25 protein-coding genes are annotated in these 23451 nt (G+C 48.2%); 14 read left to right on the plus strand and 11 right to left on the minus strand.

Annotation, left to right across the window (positions count from 1 at the left end; genetic code table 11):
- Positions 1 to 193: 193 nt before the first annotated feature.
- The 5 genes from ADS79_RS31700 to ADS79_RS31720 all read left to right on the plus strand — a co-directional run bounded on the left by ADS79_RS31700 (position 194) and on the right by ADS79_RS31720 (position 6959).
- A complete protein-coding gene (locus ADS79_RS31700) occupies positions 194 to 3325 on the plus strand; it encodes a penicillin-binding protein 1A (protein ID WP_049742483.1) in 3132 nt (1043 codons plus the stop codon).
- 82 nt (positions 3326 to 3407) lie between these two features.
- Entirely contained in the window at positions 3408 to 4040 is a 633-nt protein-coding gene (locus ADS79_RS31705; protein WP_049742484.1) for a hypothetical protein, read from the plus strand.
- Between the two features lie 38 nt (positions 4041 to 4078).
- Entirely contained in the window at positions 4079 to 4723 is a 645-nt protein-coding gene (locus ADS79_RS31710; protein ID WP_049742485.1) for a CBS and ACT domain-containing protein, read from the plus strand.
- The gene (locus ADS79_RS31715; RefSeq protein WP_049742486.1) at positions 4720 to 5886 is read left to right on the plus strand and encodes an acetoin utilization protein AcuC; all 1167 of its coding nucleotides are present in this window, start codon (positions 4720 to 4722) and stop codon (positions 5884 to 5886) included. The genes ADS79_RS31710 and ADS79_RS31715 overlap by 4 nt, the downstream gene beginning before the upstream one ends.
- A gap of 374 nt (positions 5887 to 6260) precedes the next feature.
- Positions 6261 to 6959 carry a DUF4386 domain-containing protein gene (locus tag ADS79_RS31720; RefSeq protein WP_049742487.1) on the plus strand — a complete coding sequence of 233 codons (699 nt, stop codon included), beginning with the start codon at positions 6261 to 6263 and terminating at the stop codon, positions 6957 to 6959.
- A gap of 304 nt (positions 6960 to 7263) precedes the next feature.
- Here the strand turns inward: ADS79_RS31720 and ADS79_RS31725 are convergent, their stop codons facing one another.
- From ADS79_RS31725 to ADS79_RS31740, 4 genes are all read right to left on the minus strand, one after another.
- The gene (locus ADS79_RS31725; RefSeq protein ID WP_049742488.1) at positions 7264 to 8196 is read right to left on the minus strand and encodes a 5'-methylthioadenosine/adenosylhomocysteine nucleosidase; all 933 of its coding nucleotides are present in this window, start codon (positions 8194 to 8196) and stop codon (positions 7264 to 7266) included.
- A 42-nt stretch (positions 8197 to 8238) separates the two neighbouring features.
- Positions 8239 to 9249 carry a catabolite control protein A gene (gene ccpA, locus ADS79_RS31730; protein WP_049742489.1) on the minus strand — a complete coding sequence of 337 codons (1011 nt, stop codon included), beginning with the start codon at positions 9247 to 9249 and terminating at the stop codon, positions 8239 to 8241.
- A gap of 116 nt (positions 9250 to 9365) precedes the next feature.
- A complete protein-coding gene (locus ADS79_RS31735) occupies positions 9366 to 9674 on the minus strand; it encodes a metal-sensitive transcriptional regulator (protein ID WP_049742490.1) in 309 nt (102 codons plus the stop codon).
- Positions 9675 to 9792: 118 nt separating this feature from the next.
- Complete coding sequence (locus ADS79_RS31740) at positions 9793 to 10890, minus strand: bifunctional 3-deoxy-7-phosphoheptulonate synthase/chorismate mutase (RefSeq protein WP_049742491.1); 1098 nt, start codon at positions 10888 to 10890, stop codon at positions 9793 to 9795.
- Positions 10891 to 11163: 273 nt separating this feature from the next.
- On the opposite strand from ADS79_RS31740, the gene ADS79_RS31745 reads away from it, so the two are divergent.
- Positions 11164 to 13341: a cell division protein FtsA gene (locus ADS79_RS31745; RefSeq protein WP_049742492.1), complete on the plus strand. Its 2178-nt coding sequence runs from the start codon at positions 11164 to 11166 to the stop codon at positions 13339 to 13341.
- A 61-nt stretch (positions 13342 to 13402) separates the two neighbouring features.
- Here ADS79_RS31745 and ytxJ read toward each other — a convergent pair whose 3' ends face one another.
- The 3 genes from ytxJ to ADS79_RS31760 form a co-directional block, all read right to left on the minus strand.
- A complete protein-coding gene (gene ytxJ / locus ADS79_RS31750; protein WP_049742493.1) occupies positions 13403 to 13729 on the minus strand; it encodes a bacillithiol system redox-active protein YtxJ in 327 nt (108 codons plus the stop codon).
- Positions 13730 to 13938: 209 nt separating this feature from the next.
- Entirely contained in the window at positions 13939 to 14337 is a 399-nt protein-coding gene (locus ADS79_RS31755; RefSeq protein WP_236700173.1) for a hypothetical protein, read from the minus strand.
- Between the two features lie 156 nt (positions 14338 to 14493).
- Positions 14494 to 14727 carry a hypothetical protein gene (locus ADS79_RS31760; protein WP_049742494.1) on the minus strand — a complete coding sequence of 78 codons (234 nt, stop codon included), beginning with the start codon at positions 14725 to 14727 and terminating at the stop codon, positions 14494 to 14496.
- A 237-nt stretch (positions 14728 to 14964) separates the two neighbouring features.
- Between ADS79_RS31760 and ADS79_RS34755 the strand changes: the two genes are divergently transcribed.
- Positions 14965 to 15057 (plus strand): YjcZ family sporulation protein, encoded by a 93-nt coding sequence (locus ADS79_RS34755; protein ID WP_084766158.1) that lies wholly within the window; start codon positions 14965 to 14967, stop codon positions 15055 to 15057.
- Positions 15058 to 15224: 167 nt separating this feature from the next.
- Entirely contained in the window at positions 15225 to 16337 is a 1113-nt protein-coding gene (locus ADS79_RS31765; protein WP_049742796.1) for an aminopeptidase, read from the plus strand.
- 89 nt (positions 16338 to 16426) lie between these two features.
- Here ADS79_RS31765 and ADS79_RS31770 read toward each other — a convergent pair whose 3' ends face one another.
- On the minus strand, positions 16427 to 16966 hold the full coding sequence (locus ADS79_RS31770; RefSeq protein WP_049742495.1) for a PadR family transcriptional regulator: 540 nt from the start codon (positions 16964 to 16966) through the stop codon (positions 16427 to 16429).
- A gap of 283 nt (positions 16967 to 17249) precedes the next feature.
- Here ADS79_RS31770 and ADS79_RS34760 point away from each other — a divergent pair, with 283 nt between their 5' ends.
- Entirely contained in the window at positions 17250 to 17864 is a 615-nt protein-coding gene (locus ADS79_RS34760; protein WP_236700174.1) for a S1C family serine protease, read from the plus strand.
- Here ADS79_RS34760 and ADS79_RS31780 read toward each other — a convergent pair.
- Positions 17747 to 18859, minus strand: a complete 1113-nt coding sequence (locus ADS79_RS31780; protein WP_049742497.1) for a YheC/YheD family endospore coat-associated protein — start codon at positions 18857 to 18859, stop codon at positions 17747 to 17749. The genes ADS79_RS34760 and ADS79_RS31780 overlap by 118 nt on opposite strands.
- 244 nt (positions 18860 to 19103) lie before the next feature.
- Between ADS79_RS31780 and ADS79_RS31785 the strand changes: the two genes are divergently transcribed.
- The 3 genes from ADS79_RS31785 (at position 19104) to ADS79_RS31795 (ending at position 21138) form a co-directional block, all read left to right on the plus strand.
- Complete coding sequence (locus ADS79_RS31785) at positions 19104 to 19424, plus strand: winged helix-turn-helix transcriptional regulator (protein WP_049742498.1); 321 nt, start codon at positions 19104 to 19106, stop codon at positions 19422 to 19424.
- Between the two features lie 114 nt (positions 19425 to 19538).
- Positions 19539 to 20843, plus strand: coding sequence for a recombinase family protein (locus tag ADS79_RS31790; protein ID WP_049742499.1), 1305 nt, complete (start codon positions 19539 to 19541; stop codon positions 20841 to 20843).
- Positions 20844 to 20859: 16 nt separating this feature from the next.
- Positions 20860 to 21138 (plus strand): S1C family serine protease, encoded by a 279-nt coding sequence (locus ADS79_RS31795; protein ID WP_049742500.1) that lies wholly within the window; start codon positions 20860 to 20862, stop codon positions 21136 to 21138.
- 30 nt (positions 21139 to 21168) lie between these two features.
- On the opposite strand, the gene ADS79_RS35785 is transcribed toward ADS79_RS31795, so the two are convergent.
- Both ADS79_RS35785 and ADS79_RS31800 read right to left on the minus strand, forming a co-directional pair.
- Complete coding sequence (locus ADS79_RS35785) at positions 21169 to 21315, minus strand: hypothetical protein (RefSeq protein WP_162839560.1); 147 nt, start codon at positions 21313 to 21315, stop codon at positions 21169 to 21171.
- Positions 21316 to 21380: 65 nt separating this feature from the next.
- Positions 21381 to 21662 (minus strand): DUF2325 domain-containing protein, encoded by a 282-nt coding sequence (locus ADS79_RS31800; RefSeq protein ID WP_049742501.1) that lies wholly within the window; start codon positions 21660 to 21662, stop codon positions 21381 to 21383.
- A 277-nt stretch (positions 21663 to 21939) separates the two neighbouring features.
- On the opposite strand from ADS79_RS31800, the gene ADS79_RS31805 reads away from it, so the two are divergent.
- Positions 21940 to 22539 carry an IMEF encapsulin system ferritin-like cargo protein gene (locus ADS79_RS31805; RefSeq protein ID WP_049742502.1) on the plus strand — a complete coding sequence of 200 codons (600 nt, stop codon included), beginning with the start codon at positions 21940 to 21942 and terminating at the stop codon, positions 22537 to 22539.
- Between the two features lie 36 nt (positions 22540 to 22575).
- Entirely contained in the window at positions 22576 to 23424 is an 849-nt protein-coding gene (locus ADS79_RS31810) for a family 1 encapsulin nanocompartment shell protein (protein ID WP_049742503.1), read from the plus strand.
- Positions 23425 to 23451 lie beyond the last annotated feature (27 nt).

A 23451-nucleotide genomic window follows, 5' to 3' on the forward strand; every position in this document is an offset into this window, starting at 1 on the left:
TCCATCCTTCGACTTTTTTTGCCAACTTTCACCGCCTCACGCTGCCCATCCCTCCCCCATTTTACTTGTTATGTTTCTATGCATGAAAACGATATGTATCCATACAAACTTGACTCTGTCAACTTCGCAGCTTCTATCCCTACAGGTTCCTCGTATGGTATAATCAGGGGGTATGCTAGGGGGTCGTAATAATATGTCGAATAACCACACATCTTCCTCTGATCCGCCAAAGAAAAAACGCAGACGTAGCCGTGGAAGGACGATTTGGATCATCGTTCAGTTGCTATTTCTGCTAGGGCTCATGGGAGCCGCGGTTGCAGGGGGAATCGTGACAGGTTATGTTGCCGCTCTCGTCAAGGACGAGCCAGTGCGCAACAAAGCGGAATTGGAAAACAAAATTTTCACGAACTATCTTACCGGATTCGCCTACTATAATGACGGCTCTCTCATCGGCCAATTACGTGCAGAAGAGGGAGATCGGCGATTGGTGAAAAAACCAGATGTTTCTCCCTATCTCATTAATGCCATCATCGCAACCGAGGACAAAACTTTCTACCACCATAATGGGGTATCCTTTCAGTCCACGTTGCGCGGAGCGATTCAGGAATTTACCAATCAGCCTGTAGTAACCGGTGGTAGTACGATCACACAGCAGCTTGTAAAAAATACGATTCTCTCTGCCGAAGTCAGCCATTCTCGTAAAATACGGGAAATCTTCAGTGCGATGCGGATCGAGCGCATGTTTTCCAAGGATCAGATTTTAGAAGCCTATATGAACGAAATTTATTTCGGAAAAAACGCCAACGGCTCCAATGTCTACGGCGTTCAGGCAGCAGCAAAAGGGATCTTTGGAAAAGATGTAAAAGAACTGAATCTAAGCGAAGGTTCTTATCTAGCAGGCATGATTCAAAACCCGGGTGCCTACTCTCCTTTTGGCAATGAAAGCTATGCGAAAGGCAAGGAACGCCAAAAAATGGTTTTGGATCGTATGATGGAAAATGGTTATATCACCCAAAACCAATACGATGTAGCCTACAAAGCAGATTTGAAGGCCCAATTGGCTAAGCCAACCCAACAGGCTTACCGCGAAGTACCGTTCTTGATGATGGAAATTGAAGATCGCGCTGCACGTCAGTTGGTTGACGCCGACCTCAAGGAAAAGGGCCGGGACAAGTCGACAATCGGACGTAATGAGTACCGTCAATTAATTGAAGATAAGAGACGTGACCTCCTGAGAAAAGGCTACAAGGTGCATACAACGATTAACAAGAGTGTGTATGACATCATGCAAGCTGTCGCAGCTGATCCGAATAACTTCGGAAAAAATCGTTCGTATACGATTCGCCGCTCAAACGGGAAAACAGAGAAAATCGAGAACGCTCTGGAAGAAGTCGGCGCAATGCTGATTCACAACAAAACGGGCGCTATTCTCGGAATGATAGGTGGACGTGACTTTAAAGTCGAGCAAACCAACCATGCTACCGCTCCACGCCAGCCTGGTTCGGCGATGAAGCCGCTCGCTGCTTATGCGCCAGCATTTGAGCTCGGCATTTTGCAGCCTGCCTCACCACTGGATGACTCCCCAGTGCTGCTTGCAGATGGGCAAAACGGCTCTCACCTGCCGAAAAACTGGAACAATAAATGGCAAGGGATCATGAGTGCCCGTGAAGCCTTGCGGATGTCCTGGAACATCCCGGCTATCAAGACGTATTTGAAGGTCGGCATTCCGACCGCACTTGAGTACGTGAAGAAGATGGGAATCACCACGCTGGTAGACGCGGACAACTACGCTGCTACTGGGGTAATTGGCGGACTTACATATGGTACGACCGCTGAGGAAATGACGAATGCCTATGCCACTTTTGCAAATAATGGCTCTTTCGTCGATGCCTACCTCATTGATCGTATCGAGGACAGCCAAGGAAACATCATTTACCGTCATGAATCACAGCCAGTACAGGTTTACAGTGAGCAGACCTCTTACTTGATTACAGATATGATGCGCTCTGTCGTAAATGCAGGTACAGGTACTCATATTCGCAAATTTGTACCTCGTAAAGTAGATGTAGCAGGAAAAACCGGTACAACGAATAACAGCAACGACCTCTGGTTTGTCGGGTATACACCTGAGCTATCGATGGGTGTGTGGGTAGGCTTTGATGAACCGTACCCGATGCCGGATGCTGACAAGTACGTGCCAATGGCCGTCTGGGGCAAGGTCATGAAAGAAATTATCGAGAAGCAGCCTGCGCTCTCTCCACCTGATTCTACCTTTAAAAAACCGGAAGGAATCGTAACAGCAACCGTCGACTCAAAGTCCGGTTTGCTGCCGAGCGAGCTTTCCAAAGAAGCAGGTCATACCATTACCGATATTTTCAACCGTAAATTTGTCCCTACAAAAGTAGATGACACGCACCAAAAAGCACGCTTGATTACGTACAACGGTGAAAGATATTTGGCAAAAGAAGGAACACCGGATGATTTTGTAACGGAGGGCGTCTTCTACCGTTCACCTGATCCGCTTCCAACCAAAGAGCAAATTCAAGCCAAGAATTCTAAAGTGGCTGTACAGCCGCCTGACTGGGAACAGCGTCTACCTGATCGTGAGGACCCACGTACAGAAGTAGGAGGAGCGCCTTCTGCACCAAGCGGACTTACTGCTAGCAACAACGGCAAACAGGTCGTGCTCAGCTGGCAGTCTGGCAAGGAAGCTGACTTGCTGGGCTATCGCGTCTATCGCGCTGATACACAAAACGGTTTTGTTCACGTCTCCACTGTGAAAGACCCGTCCGTACTGTCCTTCGAAGCAGGTGCTGGAGGAAATTTCGGCTACTATGTTACTTCTGTTGATATTTCCGGTAATGAATCTCAGCCTTCTGCGATTGCGACAGTCGGTTCCGGTTCGCATACATGGGAGCTTCCTGATCCGAATGCCGGTTCGGAATTCCCGGATGGAAATACAACCAATCCTGGCTCTAACAACGGTCAAACATCTCCACCAGAAACAACGCCGACTGATAACCAGGGAAGCAACGGAGCAGGTACGCCAAATGCAGTTCCTCCTTCCGCTCCGAAATCGTTGTCAATCAAGGCGAATGGCGGTAGCCTGAAGCTTCAATGGAAAGAGAACAAATCGTCGGAACAAGTTATTGCCTACAATATTTACTTCAGCCCAGACGCAGCAAGCGGCTATTTGCTCCTCGACACTGTGTCGGCGACGAGCTACACCCATACCACAAACGTAACAAACGGCGTCTACTACGTAACCGCAGTCAATAGTTACGGAGAATCGTCACAATCTAACAACGTATCCGCCACACCATAGAATAGACTTACAGCAAGAGCTCACAGAGATGGTTATCACACCATCTCTGTTTTTTACACAAAGGCAAAAACGGGAGGTACGAATGGACCACGTCAAGCGCTATTATTCAACGAGCATGACTGTGAATGGAAAAGAACTGTTCATTGAAGGTCCCATTTCTGGAAGCGAGCTGGCATCCTTGCGATTTGATGAGGGGCTAAAGGCTTTTCGTGTTCCAGAACAACAGCATGAGGCACTCATCGAAATCGCAGATTTGCCTGAAGGCAGAATTATAGTGGCCCGCGAGGATGATCTCGTTCTCGGATACGTCACCTTTCTCCATCCTGATCCACTTGAACGATGGTCCCAGGCGAAGCTGCCCGATCTTCTGGAGCTGGGCGCAATCGAAATCTGTCAATCGGCTCGAGCAGGCGGTGTAGCAAAAAAGCTGCTTGAAGTCGCCTTTTTGGATGATGCCATGGAAGACTACATCGTGATCGCAACAGAGTATTACTGGCACTGGGACTTGAAAGGAACAGGTCTGGACGTATGGCAATATCGAAAAGTAATGGAAAAGGTGATGGGCAGTGTCGGTATGAGCTGGGTAGCGACGGACGATCCCGAAATATGCTCACATCCTGCCAATTGTTTAATGTCTAGAATCGGCAACCGGGTACCTCCAGAAACCGTTGCTCGGTTTGATGCCATTCGTTTTCAAAATCGTTTTCTGTATTAATTCTGCCGTTCTCTCTAGGAATAAAGGAGGTCTCTCTCATGCGTGCCCAAGATATCATGCGTAAAACGGTAATTACCGTAAATCCGACGACCCCAATCGGGGAAGCACTTCTCCTGCTTAGAGCCAACAGAATCCGGCACCTTCCAGTAATTGAGAGAGACATCCTCGTAGGCATCGTCTCTGACCGGGACCTGCGGGATGCCCTGCCTTCTCGGCTGCTAACCCATGACGATGATGAAACGGTTCTGCAAAAGCCCGTAGCACAGATCATGAAAAAGCAGGTCATCACCGCTCACCCGCTTGATTTTATTGAAGATGCCGCCCTTCAGATTTATGAACATAAAATCGGCTCTCTCCCGATTGTCGAGGGCAATCGACTCGTAGGCATGATCACTGAGTCCGATCTGTTTTCCAGCTTGATCGAGCTGTTCGGTGTCAACAGGCCCAGCTCCCACATCGAGGTCGAAGTCGATGATCGAGTCGGAATGCTCGCGGAAGTAAGTCAAATCTTTCGTGAAGCGCATGTCAATGTCTCCAGCGTAATTGTCTATCCCTGCCAAAAAGCAAATAAAAAGAATCTGGTTTTCCGCGTTCAAACCATCGATCCTCGCGCCGTCATGCAGCTTCTCACGGATAAAGGATTTACGGTTATCGGCCCGACGGAAGGAGAGGTATTCCTGTGAGCCGCAATGCTCGTCTGATCTACTCTCCGGACTACACGCAATATTATTTTCACGATGATCATCCATTTAACCAGCGTCGTTTGCTCCTTACCCACGATCTGATGAGCAGCTTTGGAATTCTCACCGAGTCAGACATCCTTGCTCCCCGTATTGCCACTGAGGGGGAACTCACCCTCGTTCATGACCCTCGCTACATTCAGTTTGTGCGCGATCAGGGGCACAGTGAAAAAGAGCTTCCTCAAGCGGCAAGCTACGGTTTGGGCACGGAAGACGTTCCCTGCTTTACCAATATGCATGAGTCCTCAGCACTCATCGTTGGCGGCACTCTGAATGCAGTCGATGCTGTTATGAAGGGGCAGACGGAGCACGCATTTAATCCTGCTGGTGGATTGCATCACGCCTTTTCTGGTCGTGCCTCGGGATTTTGCATTTACAACGATTGCTCTGTGGCGATTGCTTACATGCGAAAGCACTGGAATGCTCGGGTTCTGTATATCGACACTGATGCTCACCATGGGGACGGTGTGCAATGGTCCTTTTACGACGATCCGAATGTACTGACCGTGTCCATGCACGAAACGGGTAAGTACTTATTTCCGGGCACGGGTAATACAACAGAGCGCGGGGACGGATCTGGATATGGCTATTCAATTAACGTCCCGTTGGATGCGTTTACAGAGGACGATTCGTTTTTGGATATTTATCACGAGCTGGTAACCAAGCTAGTGAAAGGGTTCAAGCCTGACGTCATTTTGACGCAAAATGGCTGTGACGCGCACGCGTATGATCCCCTCACCCACCTTTCCTGTACGATGAAGATTTATCAGGAGATTCCCCGGCTCGCCCATCGCTTGGCCCATGAATATTGTGAGGGGCGCTGGATCGCTGTCGGTGGCGGCGGGTACGATATTTGGCGAGTCGTTCCTCGCGCCTGGACCTTGCTCTGGAGCGAAATGAGCGATCAGCCACTCAGTGATCAACCACTCCCCAAAGAGTGGCTGGAGCGTTGGCAGCCGCAGTCTGAGCTAGGATTGCCAGCCCGTCTATTTGATGAGGGGTTTCCTGTGATCCCACGCCGCGCAGAAATTACGGAAAAAAATCGGCTGACGCTGGAGCGGGCAATCATGTATGCGCCTACCGGGACGGAAGATACCAGTAAGTAACGGAAGGGATAACACCCTTAATCGGTCGATAGCGGGAAACAGCGGTGGTCTACAGACCTGAACATAATGTCTTGGACTGCCGCTGTTGTTATGGAACGAGCATTCATCACCATAAATCAGACATGAGTGATCTTCAAATATATTTATTCCTTTGTTGAATATAATCTAACGTTTGCTATTCCTTCTTCGCATCTCCAAAATATCGTTGATCCTCTCTCCCGTAGCAAAACGTTTCTCTTCTCCCCTCTCCTTGGTTACCATCAAACTGGGTTCACTAGATAAGCGATTGTTGCGATTGAGAAAAGGAATTTATACGCCATAAAAATGTATTCCGCGAACACCTGCTTAAGGCAAGCAGGATAAGGAGGTTCATGATGGTGAGGAAGAGTATAAATTCGGACAGAAGATCTGCAGTAATTATCGGGGTTTTGATATTGGCAGGAGTGGTTGCAGGCTTATTTAGTGTTGTTCCCGTTATCGATGGAGCAGATTACCTTGTCGAGGCATCTACAAATTCAAATCAGGTACTACTAGGAGCATTTTTCCAGTTGCTCATGGTTGTTTCCTATGTTGGTATTCCGATTTGGCTGTATCCGATATTGAGCAAGCATAATAAAGGCTTCGCTCTTGGATCGGTTGCTTTTGGCATCATTGCTGGTGTGTTCATTATGATCGGTGTGATCACTCTTCTGTTGCTATTGACATTAAGCCACGAATTCGCAAAAACTGGAGCTCTGGACAGCTCGTTCGTTCAGATCCTGGGTGGATTGTTACGGGAAGGACGCGATTTGGTGAACCATGTGGCAACAACACTGGCATTTGTTTTGGCTATGTTCTTTTTTACCTGCGTATTTTACCAAACCAGATTAGTTCCACGTTGGTTGTCCGCTTTGGGTCTTATTGGATCTGTATTATCGATATTGGCAAGCTTACTTTTTATGATTCGCTTCATCGGTCTGGATGCAGCCTACATGATGTTGAACCTTCCAATAGCGCTTCAACAATTGATTTTGGCTATTTGGTTAATTATGAAAGGATTCAGCCAGGTGAAACAGGATCCTGTATTCCATTGAGTTGACATAGTTGTAAGGAAGCTTTGATCAGTTTTTCTCATCCTTCATCAACTGTAACGGAATGAATCGGATACAGTTCCACTCTAGTTCATACTGTTGTAGCGCTGTTAAAGCAGCCCTTCTGTCACGCGAGAGCAGGGCTTACCTTACAGCATTTCATGGACTTCGCGAATTTCATCTCCGTACATTACGTTCGCGAAAAAATTGTTTCTTCCTTTATTTGTAACTGTATCACTTTATTTTCTCCGCAACACAAAAAACGACCTCTCCGAAGAGAAGCCGTTTTCCATCGATTTGATCCTCTTTATTTGGTGCTAACCAGCTCTTCCAGCTCGGACGGAGCATAGCCTTTGACTGCTTTATCTCCTACTACAGTTACTGGCACACCCATGAAGCCGAAGCGCTCTACTTCTTCCTGGTAAGCACGGCTGGTCATAACATCACGAACCTCGAAGGCAATTCCTTTGGCCTTCAGCCATTCTTTGACCAGGTTGCAGTCTACGCAGTTTTTGGTTGAATAGACGATCACTCCGGAGTCTTGCGAGGTCGCTTTGAGCATATTGCGCACGATCGCGTACGAACGCTCGGAAGCGAGCTTGGTGAACTCAGTGAAGTTAACATGTGCTGAGCCGTCGGCCTTGTCGGACATCGAACGAACGACAACGAATGGAATTCCGTTCATCGCACATACTTGTCCGACTGAAGCACCTTCCATCTCCGTGCAAAGTGCTTGAAATTGTTCGTGCAGCCATTGAACTTTTTCGCGGCTTGCGACGAATTGATCGCCTGACAAAATACGTCCGCTGACTACCTGCACACCAGCATCCAGCTCTTTCCCTGCATCGATCGCTTGCTGGATCAAATCCGAATTCGCACTCCAGATCCATTGCTCTGTAAACGGAATCTGGCCTGGTGCAAAGCCAAGCGGTGATACATCAATATCGTGCTGGACACAATCAGTGGAGACTACAATGTCACCAATATTCAGGTCAGGGTGTACTGCACCTGCCACCCCTGTAAAAATCACGCGATCTACTTGGAATTGATCAATCAAAATTTGGGTGGTTACCGCTGCATTTACTTTGCCGACACCCGATTTGCACAGCACGACTTCTTTTCCTTCCATGACACCGGCATAGTACGTAATGCCAGCCTTCACGGTTTGTGTCGTCTGCTCCATCGCTTCCACATACAGCGCAATTTCCTCATCCATCGCGCCGATAATTCCGATCCGCATCATCCATCCCCCTCTTGCTGCTATCTTATTCGTATCTGTGAATCAAGCTTGCTCCGGTCTTGTGCTTTCCCGGTACTCAATTCGATGCGGCAGAAGTACTACATGTTCTTCTACGTTTTCATTATTCATATATTTGGTCAACAGGCGCATAGCAACTGCCCCGATATCATACATCGGCTGTACGACAGATGTCAGTCGTGGGCGAACCATTTCTACCAGACGGATGTTGTCGTGTCCAATCACTTCAATGTCATTCGGTACATGAAGCCCCGAGTCTTGAATGGCATGAATCGCTCCGATCGCCATTTCATCATTTGCCGAGAAAATAGCTGTAGGTGGTTCTGCCAGCTTGATGAAGTCATTTGTCACGCTGAGACCAGACTCATAAAAGTAATTTCCGGTAGCAACCAGCTCTTCGTTAAGGCCGATTCCTGCGTCCACCAAAGCTTTTTTGTAGCCTTCAAAGCACATCAAGCCACCCAGTGGATCATTCAACGGGCCTGTAATCATCGCGATGCGCTTATGGCCGCGATCAATCAGGGCTTGTGTCGCATCGTAGGCAGCCTGGAAGTGGTCAATACTCACAGACGGCAGCACGTTATCAGCGTCGCGTGTAGCTGCCAGAACGGTCGGTACGGAGGTGCTGGTGAGTGCTTGCAAATGATCTTCTTTAATCTCCGCGCCCATGAACAAGAGCCCGTCCACCTGCTTTTCGAGCAAGGTGTTGATTAACTGCAATTCTTTTTCCATACGTTGGTCGGAGTTACACAGAATAATGTTGTACTTGTACATGGTGGCGATATCTTCAATTCCGCGCGCCAACTCAGAGAAAAACAAACTGGAGATGTCCGGGATGATGACACCGACTGTTGTTGTTTTTTTGCTGGCGAGACCACGTGCGACTGCATTTGGTCGATATCCCAAGCGATCAATGGCAGCCAACACCTTTTTTCGGGTTAAAGGCTTTACGTTCGGATTCCCGTTCACAACACGGGAGACCGTCGCCATAGAAACCCCCGCTTCTCTTGCCACATCGTAGATAGTAACCGGCATCACACACCCTCACTTTCCCCATATAATGGTTTTCATAATTATTTTCATAAATATATGCACTTATGATACGACAAGCTGTAAGTGGTTGCAATCGTTTTTACAGCTTGCGTATCCGCTCATTTCATTAGTTTGTTCATTGTTTTCAACAACTCGTCAATAACTTCGCTATCCCCTTGCTGAATCCGCTCCATGACACAGCTTTTCATGTGTCCCTCCAGGAGGATTTTACCAACGGCATTCAGTGCGGATTGTACTGCTGCGATCTGGTTGAGGATGTCGTCGCAGTATACATCCTTCTCCACCATCCCGCGAATCCCGCGGATTTGTCCTTCTACCCGATTGAGCCTGGATACGAGATTGGACTTGATTTTATCCGTACGGGGAGTCGATCGGTCAGACGAGCAGCATTGGTTCTGGTCATCCATCTGGCACAGCCTCCTTCGCCAATATAGCCCCTATCCTTAGCTTACCTTGCCCACACGTTTTTCGTCAAATAGGAAAGGGCCCTCCCGTAACTGGAAGGGCCCTTCGCTTTTGTCTGTTTTATCCGCGGGAAACAATTGCTTCGCCTTTGTACAGGCCAGAAGCGATCAGCTCATCTACAAATTCGTTGAATTGCGGGATGTTCAGCTGTTGCTTCGCATCGGACAGAGCCACGTCCGGATCAGGGTGAACCTCTACCATGATACCGTCGGAACCAACTGCGATACCAGCCTTCGCGCAAGGCAGGAGCAGATCACGACGACCTGTGGAGTGCGTCACATCTACGAATACAGGCAAGTGTGTCTCTTGCTTGAGAAGTGGTACAGCAGAGATGTCCAGTGTGTTGCGGGTCGCTTTTTCATACGTACGAATACCGCGCTCACACAGCATCACTTGTGTATTGCCCTCGGACAGGATGTACTCTGCAGCGTAAATGAATTCTTCAATTGTAGCTGCCAAACCGCGCTTCAGCAAAATCGGCTTGTTTACACGACCAGCTGCTTTCAAAAGCTCGAAGTTTTGCATGTTACGAGCACCGATCTGGATGACATCAATGTACTTGGAAGCCATCTCGAGGTCACCAGGTGTCACGATCTCACTGATCGTTACGAGATTGAACTCATCACCGATGCGCTTCAGGATTTGCAAGCCTTCCTCGCCCAAGCCTTGGAAATCGTATGGAGAGGTGCGTGGCTTGTAAGCTCCGCCGCGCAATGTACGCAGACCACGTTGAACATGGTTTTGCGCAACCGCTCTTACTTGCTCGTAGCTTTCTACGGAGCAAGGACCTGCGATCAGGATCGGGCTGCTGCCACCAAATTCCACACCTTTTACGGTGATAACTGTGTCCTCGGCTTTTTTCTTGCGGCTAACCAGGAGAACTTTTTTCTTGTCATCGTCTTGCAGTTCCAACGATACTTGGAAAATTTGTTTGAACAAATGACGAACTGCGTTGTCATTGAATGGGCCCTTGTTATTTTCTACCAAAAGGTTGAGCATTTGACGCTCGCGCTCTGGATCAAAGCGATTGCTTCCTTGTTTTTCCTTTTCTTTGCCCAGCTCTTGAACCAGAGCAGCGCGCTTGTTGATCAACTCAAGAATTTCCAGGTTGATTTCGTCTATCTGCTTACGCATGATTTCGATTTGATCGTGTGCCATCTCTCTCCACTCTCCTCTTTGTATAGTTTCTCTCGCGTACAGCTCATTTAAAATTAGGGTTATTATAATTGATTCAAAGTCCCTTGTCAGCAGTTTAGCGCCAAAAAGCGCGAAAGTAAATTGTAAATATTTTTCTGCCTTTGATTAAGTTCGCTAAATCGAAAGAAGATTCCTTGTTTCGACAGGATTCTTTTCGTTTCGAGTCGAACTCTTACATATGTTTTCCATTTCCTATTTTACTGATACTCATCTGGAACGAGGAGTGACCTACCTTTGTCTGAACATACAGAAACAGCTTCCACTGAGCTGATTTTTTCTTTGGATATTGGCACCCGCAGTGTCGTCGGACTTATTGTGGAAGCGGATGGCGAGCGATTTCGCGTCCTGGACTGTGCTGTTCGGGAGCATGATGAGCGCTCGATGCTCGACGGACAAATCCATGACATCATCGCGGTTGCCAAAGTCATTCAACAAATAAAGGAAGAACTGGAACAAAAACACGGAAAGCTGCATCAGGTGGCAGTTGCTGCTGCAGGACGCTCGCTTCGCACACGCCGTGTCAGAGTCGACATGCCGCTTTCCCGCCATGCCTTTATTACCCGCGATGATGTTGTCACACTGGAGTTTGCCGCAGTGCAGGAAGCTCAAACCCAGCTGGCCAAAGAGCTAAACGAACAGGATGTGACTCGTTATTACTGCGTAGGCTACAGCGTAGTTAACTACCATCTGGACGGTGAGCTGATCGGAAGCCTGATTGATCAGCGTGGGGATACAGCCAGTACAGACGTCATCGCAACCTTTTTGCCACGGGTTGTGGTGGATTCCCTGATTGCTGCCTTGAAGCGCTGCGATTTGGAAATGCAAGCACTGACCCTGGAGCCAATCGCTGCGATCAATGTACTGATTCCCGTAACCATGCGGCGCCTTAACATTGCGCTGGTTGATATTGGCGCCGGTACATCTGACGTTGCCCTGACCGAAGAAGGGGCCATTACAGCATATGGCATGGTGCCTGTCGCTGGAGACGAAATTACAGATGCGCTGATGAACGCATTTTTGCTGGATTTCCCGATGGCGGAAGAAGTCAAGCGTGTCCTTTCCACCACTGAACAGGTGACCTTCACCGATATTTTAGGCTTGGAACAGACAATGAGTGCTGCTGAGGTAATTGCTGCCATTGATAACGATATTCAGGTGCTTGCAGAAAAAATCGCCTTTAAAATCATGGAGCTGAATGGAAAAGCTCCCCAAGCCGTTATGTTGATCGGTGGCGGTAGCTTGACACCTGGTCTGACAGGCAAAGTAGCTCAGGTGCTGCAGATTCCGGCAGCGCGAGTCGCTGTCAGAGGCGGAGATGCGATCAAGCAATTCGTCGGCGACCAACCACTGTTATCCGGTCCTGAATTTGTTACACCTGTAGGAATTGCTGTAGCTGCGCGTCGCCATCCGCTGCGCTACGTTACCGTTACGGTAAACGATGCTCCCATCCGTATCTTTGATTTGCGGAAAATGACACTCGGGGATGCCCTGATCGGTGCCGGCCTGGACATCCGTCGCCTGTATGGACGACCTGGCCTTGCCATGACTGTCACGATCAACGGTCGAATCAAAATGATTCCGGGCGGTCACGGCACACCGCCCGTCATTGAAAAAAACGGGGAAGCCGCTGGTTTGGATACACCGATCACCGATGGCGACAAGATTGTCATCATCGCAGGTGTAAACGGTGAGGATGCTCATGCAGAGGTTAAGGATTTGCTGGAGCGACTCGATACATTGGAATTAATCTGCAATGACCGTCCTCTCTCTTTGGGCCCGATCATCCTGGTCAATGGTGAGTCGCAGCCGCTGCATGCTGCCCTCTCCGATCGCTCCGAGGTCGAGATCCGCCTGCCACGCACCATCGAGGAAGTGCTGCACACTGCCCAACTGTCTGAAACTGGCGATGGAGAGGACGCGCCGTACTTACAGTTTAGCGTGAATGGACACAGCTATTCGATTCCCTCCCGGAGCGAGGTTATTTTGCTCAATGGGAAAATAGCCACTCTTTCTGACTATGTTCGCCAAGGAGATGATCTGGTTTACCGCGTTGATGAAATTACCTCCCCAACGATCCGCGACGTCATTCCTTTGGATGAGTGGGTTCAGGAGACGGTTACCGTTTTATTTAATGGAGAAAAGGTCGTTCTGCCTGTCGCACAGGTTGCCATCACGATGGATGGTCGTGCAGCGACACCAGAGGAAGCTGTAGTGGATGGCGCTGTTATCCATGTCAAATCGTCTCCATCAGCCCCTCCTGTTTTTAGCGATGTGTTTCGCTTTGTCGATGTTTCGCTGGAGAAGCCCGACCGGGAAAGCATTTCCGGCTTCGTCATGCTGGTAAACGGTGAGCTGGCGACCTTCCAGACCGAATTGAAAAGCGGTGACAAGCTGGAGCTGTATTGGGAATAATTTTTTATCTATATGGAAAAGAGCTACCGAACTCAGCGTGAGTTGGTAGCTCTTTTTGGTTTTATTCTTGTACGGCTTGTGTGATGGCGTCCTTGGTGATTTTCCAGTGAGAGGTGTGCCACTTTACTTGACCGTTTTCCAGCAAAAAGATTTGCGGGGATTCGTGCTTGATTTCAAAACGCTCTGCTACCGCATTTGATACCGGACGATCCTCGCGTACGAGAATAACTGCAGACGGCATGGCATTGTCTTGTACATATGCCTGGAACTCATCGTAGGCTGCCGTACTGATGGGGCAAATTGTGCTATGTTTAAACAAAAGTCGTTTCCCGTTTTCATTTACAAACTGATCCAGCTCTTCTGTAGAGTGCAGCTGTTTTTGGCTCACAAACCATCTCTCCTTTTATCTGATGCCATGTGATTTCCAGTATACAAAACTCATTGCCAGAAAGTCTAGGGAGGAGAAGGTCTAGCTGTTGGGGAGGAGAGGAAACCAGCTTTCCCTTTTTGAGATGGCTGACAAAAAAGAAAACGAGCATAAACAAGTGAAAGACGCCTACTTTTATAGGCGCCTTTCCTCCCTCTATCTATAGAATCCTATACCATGATTTTCGTTAACCGCTCGCGTAGCTCAAGCATCCACTTTTCGTCACCAAGGGACTGCGCCAACAAAAACAGATCCAAAAGCTCGTTGACCCGTTCGCTGAGTACGTCGCGTACGGTTGAGTCTTCGTTCCCATTAGCAATCAATACCAATAAGTTGGATAACTCTGACATTTCTTCAAACTCAATCGCCTGACGCTGCGGATGTTGGCCCAGTTCCTCCATGAGTGACTTTAAGTCGTCCTTAATTACGTCCACCACTTGGGAATTCGCGCAGTTATCGTCTACGCACACGTGTACGGGCACATTCATGATTTTCACGCGGTTTCGGTACACCACGTTGCGCAGCACGATTTCCATGTCGTTTCCGCAGCGGCTGCATTTCTTCTGCAATGATTTCACCCCTATTCCATATGTATAGCTCTCCTACGTATTCGTGAAACCTCCCTTCAATCCTGCTAAACACGCAGTGGTACTTGGTGGATACAGTGGCAGGAAAGAACAAAAAAACGATGCCTAATTGGCATCGCTTTTGCTGTGCACCTTTGATCAAGCGTAAATCGCGTTGACTTTTTCACAGTGCGGGCAGACAGCAACCTTCCCGGCGTGACCTGCTTCGTCCTCTACGCGATATCCGGTAATTTGATCGGAGAAGCAGAACAGGCACTCCGTATTAAAATCCATATCGTATTGAGCTTTCCAAACAATGGACTTAAAATCTTCCCCTACATTGATCGTGATGGGAAAGAGGTCGTGTTGAAGACTGGATAATGATCTTTGCATGCCACTAACATCCTTTCGTTTTTGCAAAGTCTTTTGGTATCCTCTAGCTTTTCCTGCTTTTCAGAATAATAAACATAGAACTGCGGATTTTTCGTGAAGTGCGAGTACCGGAAAAGAATACACGAAAAAGAATCTTCCCAAAAATGGGCGAATGCCCGTATCGGCTCTGTGCGAAAACCCATATGTTATGGATGTAAGCACAAGACGCTTAACACACTGAGGGAGGATGTTTATCACATGAGTAGCATTTTCAATGGGGAATTCGACGGCTTCACTTTAGTCTTGATTCTTTTCATCCTGCTGGTAATCGTTGCTTGCAGCTGCAATTAATTTTGCCAACCACTAGCAATTTATAGCGGGGAGTTGCATATATAGTAAAACCGAATCCTGTTGTGCGTTTCACCTGGATGCTACCCACTCATATTGGGTAGCTTTTTTCTATGCAAGTTGTGTACAATACTACTGAAAAGACATGGAAAGCGAGGGATCCTTTTCCTATGAAAGATCCACGTATTGAACAATTAGCTGATGTTCTCGTCAACTATTCTACCCGTGTACAATCGGGCGAAAATGTTTTGATTTATGCGATTGGCAACGTTACTGAGCTCGTGCGTGCAGTGATTGCCAAAGTATATGCAGCAGGTGGGAATCCTTACGTGCAGCTGATCGACCAAACCGTTCAGCGCGAGCTGCTGCTCGGAGCAAACGAGACACAGCTTGGCGTAATGCGCGAGGCAGACGTTTCCTTCATGAAACAAATGGATTGCTACATAGGTATTCGCGGTGGCGATAACATCAGCGAACTGGCTGACGTACCTGGTGACAAGATGCAGCTGCATTCCAAGCTTCTGATGCGTCCTGTTCTGGATGTTCGTGTACCGGATACCAGATGGGTGGTTCTTCGTTATCCGAATGCTTCGATGGCGCAGCTGGCTAACATGAGTACCGCTGCCTTTGAAGATTTTTATTTCAAAGTGTGCACGCTTGATTACGGCAAAATGGATAAAGCCATGGACAGCCTCGTGGAATTAATGGAGAAAACAGACAAGGTTCGCCTCACTGGACCAGGAACCGACCTCACCTTCTCTATCAAAGGAATCCCTGCGATCAAATGTGCCGGGGAAGCCAACATTCCTGACGGGGAAGTATTTACAGCCCCTGTCCGCGACTCCATTAACGGTACGATTGCGTACAACACGCCATCTCCTTACCAGGGCTTCACTTATGACAATATCAAGCTGACCTTCGAGGATGGCAAAATTACCCAGGCAACTGCAAACGATACCGAAAAAATCAATCAAGTATTTGATACAGACGAAGGCGCCCGCTATGTAGGGGAATTTGCCATTGGTGTGAATCCGTACATCCAAAATCCGATGAAGGACATCCTGTTCGATGAGAAAATCGATGGAAGCTTCCACTTCACTCCTGGCCAAGCCTATGATGAAGCCTTCAATGGAAACAAGTCTTCCATTCACTGGGATCTCGTCATGATTCAGCGTCCAGAATGGGGCGGCGGAGAAATCTGGTTTGACGACCGTCTGATTCGCAAAGATGGCCGATTTGTTGTGCCAGAGCTGGAATGCCTCAATCCGGAAAACCTGAAGTAAGCATCATACCTTCGATAAATTTATGCGTACGCAAAAAAAGCGAAGCGACCATGTCGGTCCTTCGCTTTTTCTATGTATTTGTCCGGTTCTTAAACCGGAACAGAATAGGCTGGTTGTTTGACTAACGAAGACATTTTTTGCTCCAGGAACGATATGGTCGTCTCGAGATGATGAATGGTGTACTCCCAGCAAAAACGCTGATACTCGTCAAAATGAGCCTCTAGCTTTTTAAAGTTCACTTTGCTTTGTTGCAGCATATCACGCTGGAGCTCGATGCAACCTTCTAGCAAATTCTTTTGCTCCTCGTTCGTACGGCTTTTGCCAAAAAACATTTTGACTAACATGTCAGAGCGTAGGACTGGTGGCAAAATGGGCGTTTGAATCTCTTGGCGGAATGCATTCTTTCCGAGATCAGTAATGCTGTACAGAATTTTGTTTGGCTTACCTGATTGAATAATCTCCTGCTTGGTCACATAGCCTTCTTCTTCCAGTTTGCGAAGCGCCGGATAAATTGCACCAAAGCTAGCGTCATAGAAGAACCCGATGCTGTTCGTAAACGCTTGCTTGATGTCGTATCCACTCATCTCGCCGTAGTTCAAAAAACCAAGTATGATCGTCTTAACATCCATCTCTTCGCATCCTCCATTAACATACTTTTTCTCTCTCTCTAGCAACGGTAAATCAGACAGCTCAATTCTTACAGACAGAAGGTATCTGCAAAGCCTTTATGTTCTAAATATTCTTTAACTACAGGTATTATAATTCGATTCTAATAATTATACCAATGCTATTTCTTTATTATATCAATCAAAAATAATGATAATCATACATAGCTGTTCGAAATTGGGCGTCCCTTCCCTTTCGTCTCCCCATAAGATGATACATACCTATCTGCTGTAGGGGGAGAGATCGTTGAAAAGTAAAAAATGGTCCCAATATACGCGAGTAAAGTACCCTGTGAGCAGCAGCAGCTTGCATCCCTTTAATTTTTTTGTTCCTATTGTAGAGCGCGTACAGGAGGGTGTCGTCTCCATTGTTACTGAGGACGCTCCCCATACCAAAGATGTAGATTCATTAATCCGCAGCTTGATTAATGAAGAAGAGCCATCGTCTCCAACTGAACGTAGCTTTGGTTCCGGATTCATTTTTCATCCTAAAGGCTACATTCTGACCAGTGAGCATGTGATTGGCAAATCCAAAAACATCTTCGTCAAGCTTTTCAACGGGCGAGTGTTTGAAGCCAAGCGCATCCTCGCTGATCGTGTTCGCGACTACGCTGTGATCAAAATTGATGCAGACTGCAGGCTGTATCCGCTGCCGCTTGGCCACTCTTCTCACACAAAGGTTGGCGAATGGGTCATCAGCATCGGTTCCCCACTCGTTGTCATAGAGACAAAAACCAAGCTCTCCTACACTACTTCTTTTCTTTGCTTCTCCTGTTTTCCCGATCCGGCTTTGGCGAGCTGCAGGGCAAATTGTATGGGCCGCTCGATTGCCAGCTCATATGTTTTTCGGTCACCCATTTGACGAAATACCTCTCGACCTGGTTTCGGGTTAACCTCGATAAGCCACGCACGTCCACTCACATCTACGCCGATATCCAACCCAAACTCCATCATCCTGCCGAACTTCTCCTCCAACGTCTGTGCGATTTGATGAGCCATCGTATGACACTCGCGTTGAATTCTTGGGGCACTCTCCTCTCCGAACCGCTTGACCATGAACTGTGGGAAAGAAATTGCCTTGCCGCCTCCGTGCAGATTGGAGGTAGCGCTGCCACTCGTCCCCATCCGAACAGCACATCCTGTCACATCCCACACCCCCTCCTCATTCTTTTGAATCAGGAGTCGAACATCCGCGACCCGATTCGGTATTAATGCCAAATCCAAACCTTGCTGAACCAAAAAATTGCCATCGCTGATCCGCTGCTTGGTTACCCAACGCTTGACCCAGTTCTCTACAGCCACAGCATTTTCCACCCGAATATTGTGCTTGCCATACTGCTTGTCGCGACCTTGCAGCTGGTACTGCTTCCCGACAGCTGCCACCTTCAGAATGCTTCTTCCACCTGTACCATTCCCAGGCTTAATATACAACAGGGGATGTCGACGGAGCATCGCCATGACTTTTCCTTTTTTATACACATGGGTTTCTGGCACCCAGCGGCTCACACGCTGATCCTCTGCTAGCAGCTTGGTCACTCGCCACTTTTTACTAAAGGGGCTGTTCGCAAAATCAAAAAGACCGCTGTGTCGCAGCCTCATGTATTGCGGCACCCGCCTGCGGTAACGGTCAATGACAACCTCCGGCCACGGAAACCATTTGCTCTCCCAGCCACCACCGGCTTTCGGCGTGAAGCCTTTTATTTTGCGTTCTTTGGTGTTTACATCCTGATGCGAGAACAAATACACCTCTGCCCCCAGCTTCCAGCCTGCCTTTACCAGGCGCCGCAAATAATCCGGCTCGGAAAAACGCTGCCCCTCTCGCCAAGTCAAAATGCCAATCACCTGCTTTTGACGCATTTCCTCACCCTTTCTTCGTCGATCCTATCGCCTTCAGTCTATGTGCTTTTGCAAACAGGAGAGACGCCTTGAGATGAATCGGGCTTGGACAACTTTTCATATGACAAGGTTTCCAGCATAGGGGGCTGCTCTTCTGGTGACAACTAGATAGGGGCTGGACTTCTCCTACACTTGCCTTACTTACTTTTTTCAAGTTGTTATGGTACAATAGAAAGCAAACATGTTTTATTGAGGTGACGCCGTCATGAATCAGGAATTTGCTGGCGAACACATGTGTCCAAAGTACGAAGGTGCGATCAATGTTCTTGGCAAAAGATGGACTGGTTTAATCATTCATGTCTTATTGCGAGGAACCGTGCGCTTCAAAGACATTCGTGAAATGGTTCCGCATATGAGCGATAAGATGTTATCGGAGCGGTTGAAGGAGCTTGAAGAGCTGGGAATTTTGGAACGCAGAGTATACCCTGAGACTCCTGTTCGCATCGAATACGAATTGACAGAAAAAGGAAAGGATTTACGTCCAGTCATTGATTCCATCCACGAATGGGGTCAAAAATGGATGTAGCTCTCCCCCGTCTATTCCGGTTATCGGATAAACGGGGCTTTTTTTGTTTGGACAGACATAAGCTCCCTCCCCTTGCTGTAGAATCTAGCATCCTGATACGACAGGAGGGGTTCGATGAGAACGGCCGTCTACATGAGGGTCAGCACGGATGATCAGGCCAAGGAAGGATTTTCTATTCCCGCTCAACGAGATAGGCTGCTCTCCTATATCCATTCCCAGGATTGGACGTTAGCTGACATTTATTCAGATGAAGGCGTCAGCGCCAAGGACACGAATCGCCCAGAGCTGACACGCCTGCTCGAAGACGTCAGAGCAGGTCAGATTGATGTCGTGCTTGTCTATCGTCTTGACCGGCTCACCCGATCTGTTTTGGATCTGTACCAGCTCTTGCAGGAGTTTGATCGGCATGGGGTTCGCTTCAAAAGTAGTACGGAAGTTTATGATACGACGACAGCCATCGGACGTTTGTTTATTACGCTCGTCGCCGCTTTGGCTCAATGGGAGCGTGAAAACTTAGGGGAACGGGTAAAAATGGGGATGGGGCAAATGGTGCGTGAGCGCAAACGTCCTGGCGGTCCGCCCCCCTATGGGTATGATCTGGTCGATGGGCAATTAATCGTAAATCCTGAGGAAGCAGCGGGAGTTCGCACCATGTTTGCGCAATATGCCCAGGGAGAATCACCACGACGAATCGCTGAAGCAGCCAATCAACAAGGACTGCGGGGAAAGAATGGCGCGCTGTGGAGCGCAAGTGCTGTTTTGCGCCTGTTAAAAAATCCGGTTTATTATGGAGCACTTCGCTGGAATTACGCCAATACCGAGCAACGCCATAATCCCCCCGAGCATTGGCTGATCGAAGAAGAAGCGCATTCTGCGATCATCGAGGAAGCTTCCTACCTCCTCGTTCAAAACCGAATGACAGCACGCAGCACCAAGCATCCGCGCACCCTTGGCTCGTCATTTCTCTTTTCCGGCATTCTTCATTGCTCACGCTGCGGATCAGCCATGCGAGGAAAAACAACCCGTACCAAACGATCCGCGGGAGGGCACTATACGCATTATTATTATTGGTGCAAAAAGAAGGTGGCAGGCTCATGTAACGCTCCAGCCATACGCCAGGACTGGATTGAGCAGCTGATTATAAAAGAGCTGTCGCGTTATTTTGTGGAGTCGATAACTGCTGCATCGGAAGCAGCTGGCGTTTTGCAAAAACAAAGGAGGCTAAAAACCCCACAGCCCCCCTCCTCATTCAACGATAAAGAACGAGAGCAGCTTACAAACTGGAATGATGTTTGGCTTTGTGCAACAGAAGATGAGCGAAAATTACTTGTCAGCTGCCTCATCAAGCATCTGGAAGCAGAAATGGATCCGACGGCGAAAAGTCGCTCGATCCGTCTCACACGACTCGACTTTCATTAGCTCGGATTTTGCCTCTATGGGAGTCAGTGGTTCCCCACTTGGTTTGGAAAACTCTGTAACAGCAGGTATCATTAGCGCAAAAAATCGACGCCTGCAGGTAGCCAAGAGATTGTATGAGGAAATTTTCCAAACAGATGCCGCAATTAATCCCGGTAATAGCGGCGGTCCGTTGATCAATTTGAATGGCGAAGTAATCGGTCTGAATGCCTTTATCATTCAATCGAGCCAATGTCTGGGCTTTGCGATTGGAATTGATGCGCTGAAGCAGCAGCTTGATCAATATGTCTTCAAATGAGAAGCAGGGCTGGAATAGAAAAAACCCCGTCTACCGGGACGGGGCTTGCTTCTCGAATGCGATGAGGTAAATGTCTTGACCTTCGTGGTTAATCTGTTCTTCTGCCTGTTTCAAATGTTGCAGCTGTGCGGCCGTCAGCTGCGCGATAGGCAGATCAGTAAGTGAATTTGGCTCCATGCGTCGTCATTCCTCCATCAGTATCAGACTCGTTACGTAGTCTGTCCAGATCAGGAAGTATGTATTTACGCAGTCATATCAAATGCTTTGGCAATGGCAGCACATGAGCGTTTACAAAAGAGAATCGGCAGCTCGCGGTCTTTCGCCTGGCTTTTTACTGTTTTCGCCAGATTATGGTTGACGAAGTCAGTCAGGACAAGAATCATATGGATGCCTGAAGGAATTTTTACGCCGGTTTGCGAGCTTTTGCGCCCCGTTACGTGATGGATTTCCCGGAAGCCTTGTCCTTGCAGCAGCTCAATAATATTCCCGAGGCGATCTCCGCCGATTACTAAAATGGATGACATAACATGTTACCTCCTTTAATTTGGGTGTGCATTTGATTTATGTTTTTGTTCTCAGTCAGTCAATTGATAATGAATATCACTCTTATTGATAAATATTATCATTCCCAATTAGCTTTGACAATACTCTCCACGATAACTTTTTTGTAAAAATAGAAAACTAAACAAAACGGACTCGACATTTTTCATAGAAAGCATGGAAATTGTACATAGTTGTTGCCCGGTGCATTTTTCCAACGGTATAATGAATAAATAGATCGCAATAAGGAGGTGGCGTAGGGTGCAAGAAATTTCACAGCTGCACGCCATTTTTGATCGCACAAGAGGTTATATCAATCGTTTCATGGGGATCATCCAGCCGATTATTGACGCTGCCCAGGACGAGCATACGCGCCTGTATTACCACCATATTTTGGAGGAAGAAGAACAGCGTATGGGACGCCTGCAAGAGCTCATTCCTTATCTGGAATCGCTGGCTGCTGAGAATAAGACGGACAAGCTGAGTGACCGGGAGCTGTCGCAAATGCTTTCCGATATTAATTTGGAGCGTTTTGGGCTGCACAACTTCCGCGAGCATCTGGAGTTGTCTTTGTATGAGTTCCAGGATGATGCGACTCGCCAAGTCCTTGACGGAATGCGCGAAAAAACGCATGAGGACTATTTGCATGTGAAGGAAATGATGGCGACACTGAGCAGCAGATTTTCCGATGTGTACCAAGCAGATCTGACAGACCACGATGAAGGGCACGACATTCATCAGGTGGACCATCTCAAAGCCTCTGCTTCTGCTCCGCACGGTGTTGCATCCGTGATCAAGCACTCCCCCGCTCCTACCCCTGCCAAAAAAGGACTGACGGTAGGCAGCTTGAAAGGAAAGTAAGAAAATCACGATCCTTTATGACTTGGAGGTTACGCTATGGACAAGCTTCGTAAATACCCTGACTCCCCATTGACCCATGATGAATGGAATCAAATGGACGCAACTGTAATCGACATGGCCCGCCGCCAGCTGGTTGGACGCCGTTTTATCGATATATACGGACCACTCGGAGAAGGCATTCAAACCATTACAAACGACGTGTATGATGAATCCCGCTTTGGCGGACTCTCTCTGCGCGGGGAATCGCTCGAAATGACGCAGCCTAGTCGCCGTGTCAGCATGACGATCCCGATTCTTTACAAAGATTTCATGCTCTACTGGCGTGATGTGGCGCAAGCTCGCACATTGGGCATGCCACTCGATATGAGTGCTGCTGCCAACGCTGCTGCTGGCGGTGCACTGATGGAAGACGATCTCATTTTCAACGGTGCTGCTGAATTCGATCTGCCTGGCCTGATGAATGTCAAGGGTCGTCTCACCCATCTGAAAAGCGACTGGATGGAATCCGGCAATGCATTTGCTGACATCGTAGAAGCTCGAAACAAGCTTTTGAAAATGGGACATAGCGGCCCGTACGCGCTGGTCGTCTCCCCGGAGCTGTATTCGCTCCTGCACCGTGTGCATAAAGGCACCAACGTACTGGAGATTGAGCATGTACGCAATCTGGTGACTGACGGTGTCTACCAGTCTCCTACGATCAAAGGACGCTCCGGCGTTCTCGTAGCAACTGGTCGTCACAATCTCGACCTCGCGATTGCTGAGGACTTCGATTCTGCTTTCCTCGGCGACGAGCAAATGAACAGCCTGTTCCGTGTGTATGAGTGCGTAGTACTGCGCATCAAGCGTCCAAGCGCTATTTGCACTCTGGAAGAAACGGAAGAATAAATCGCTTTCTATGAAAAAGGCGTAACC

It is taken from the genome of Brevibacillus reuszeri, from assembly GCF_001187725.1.
Classification (GTDB): Bacteria; Bacillota; Bacilli; order Brevibacillales; family Brevibacillaceae; genus Brevibacillus; species Brevibacillus reuszeri.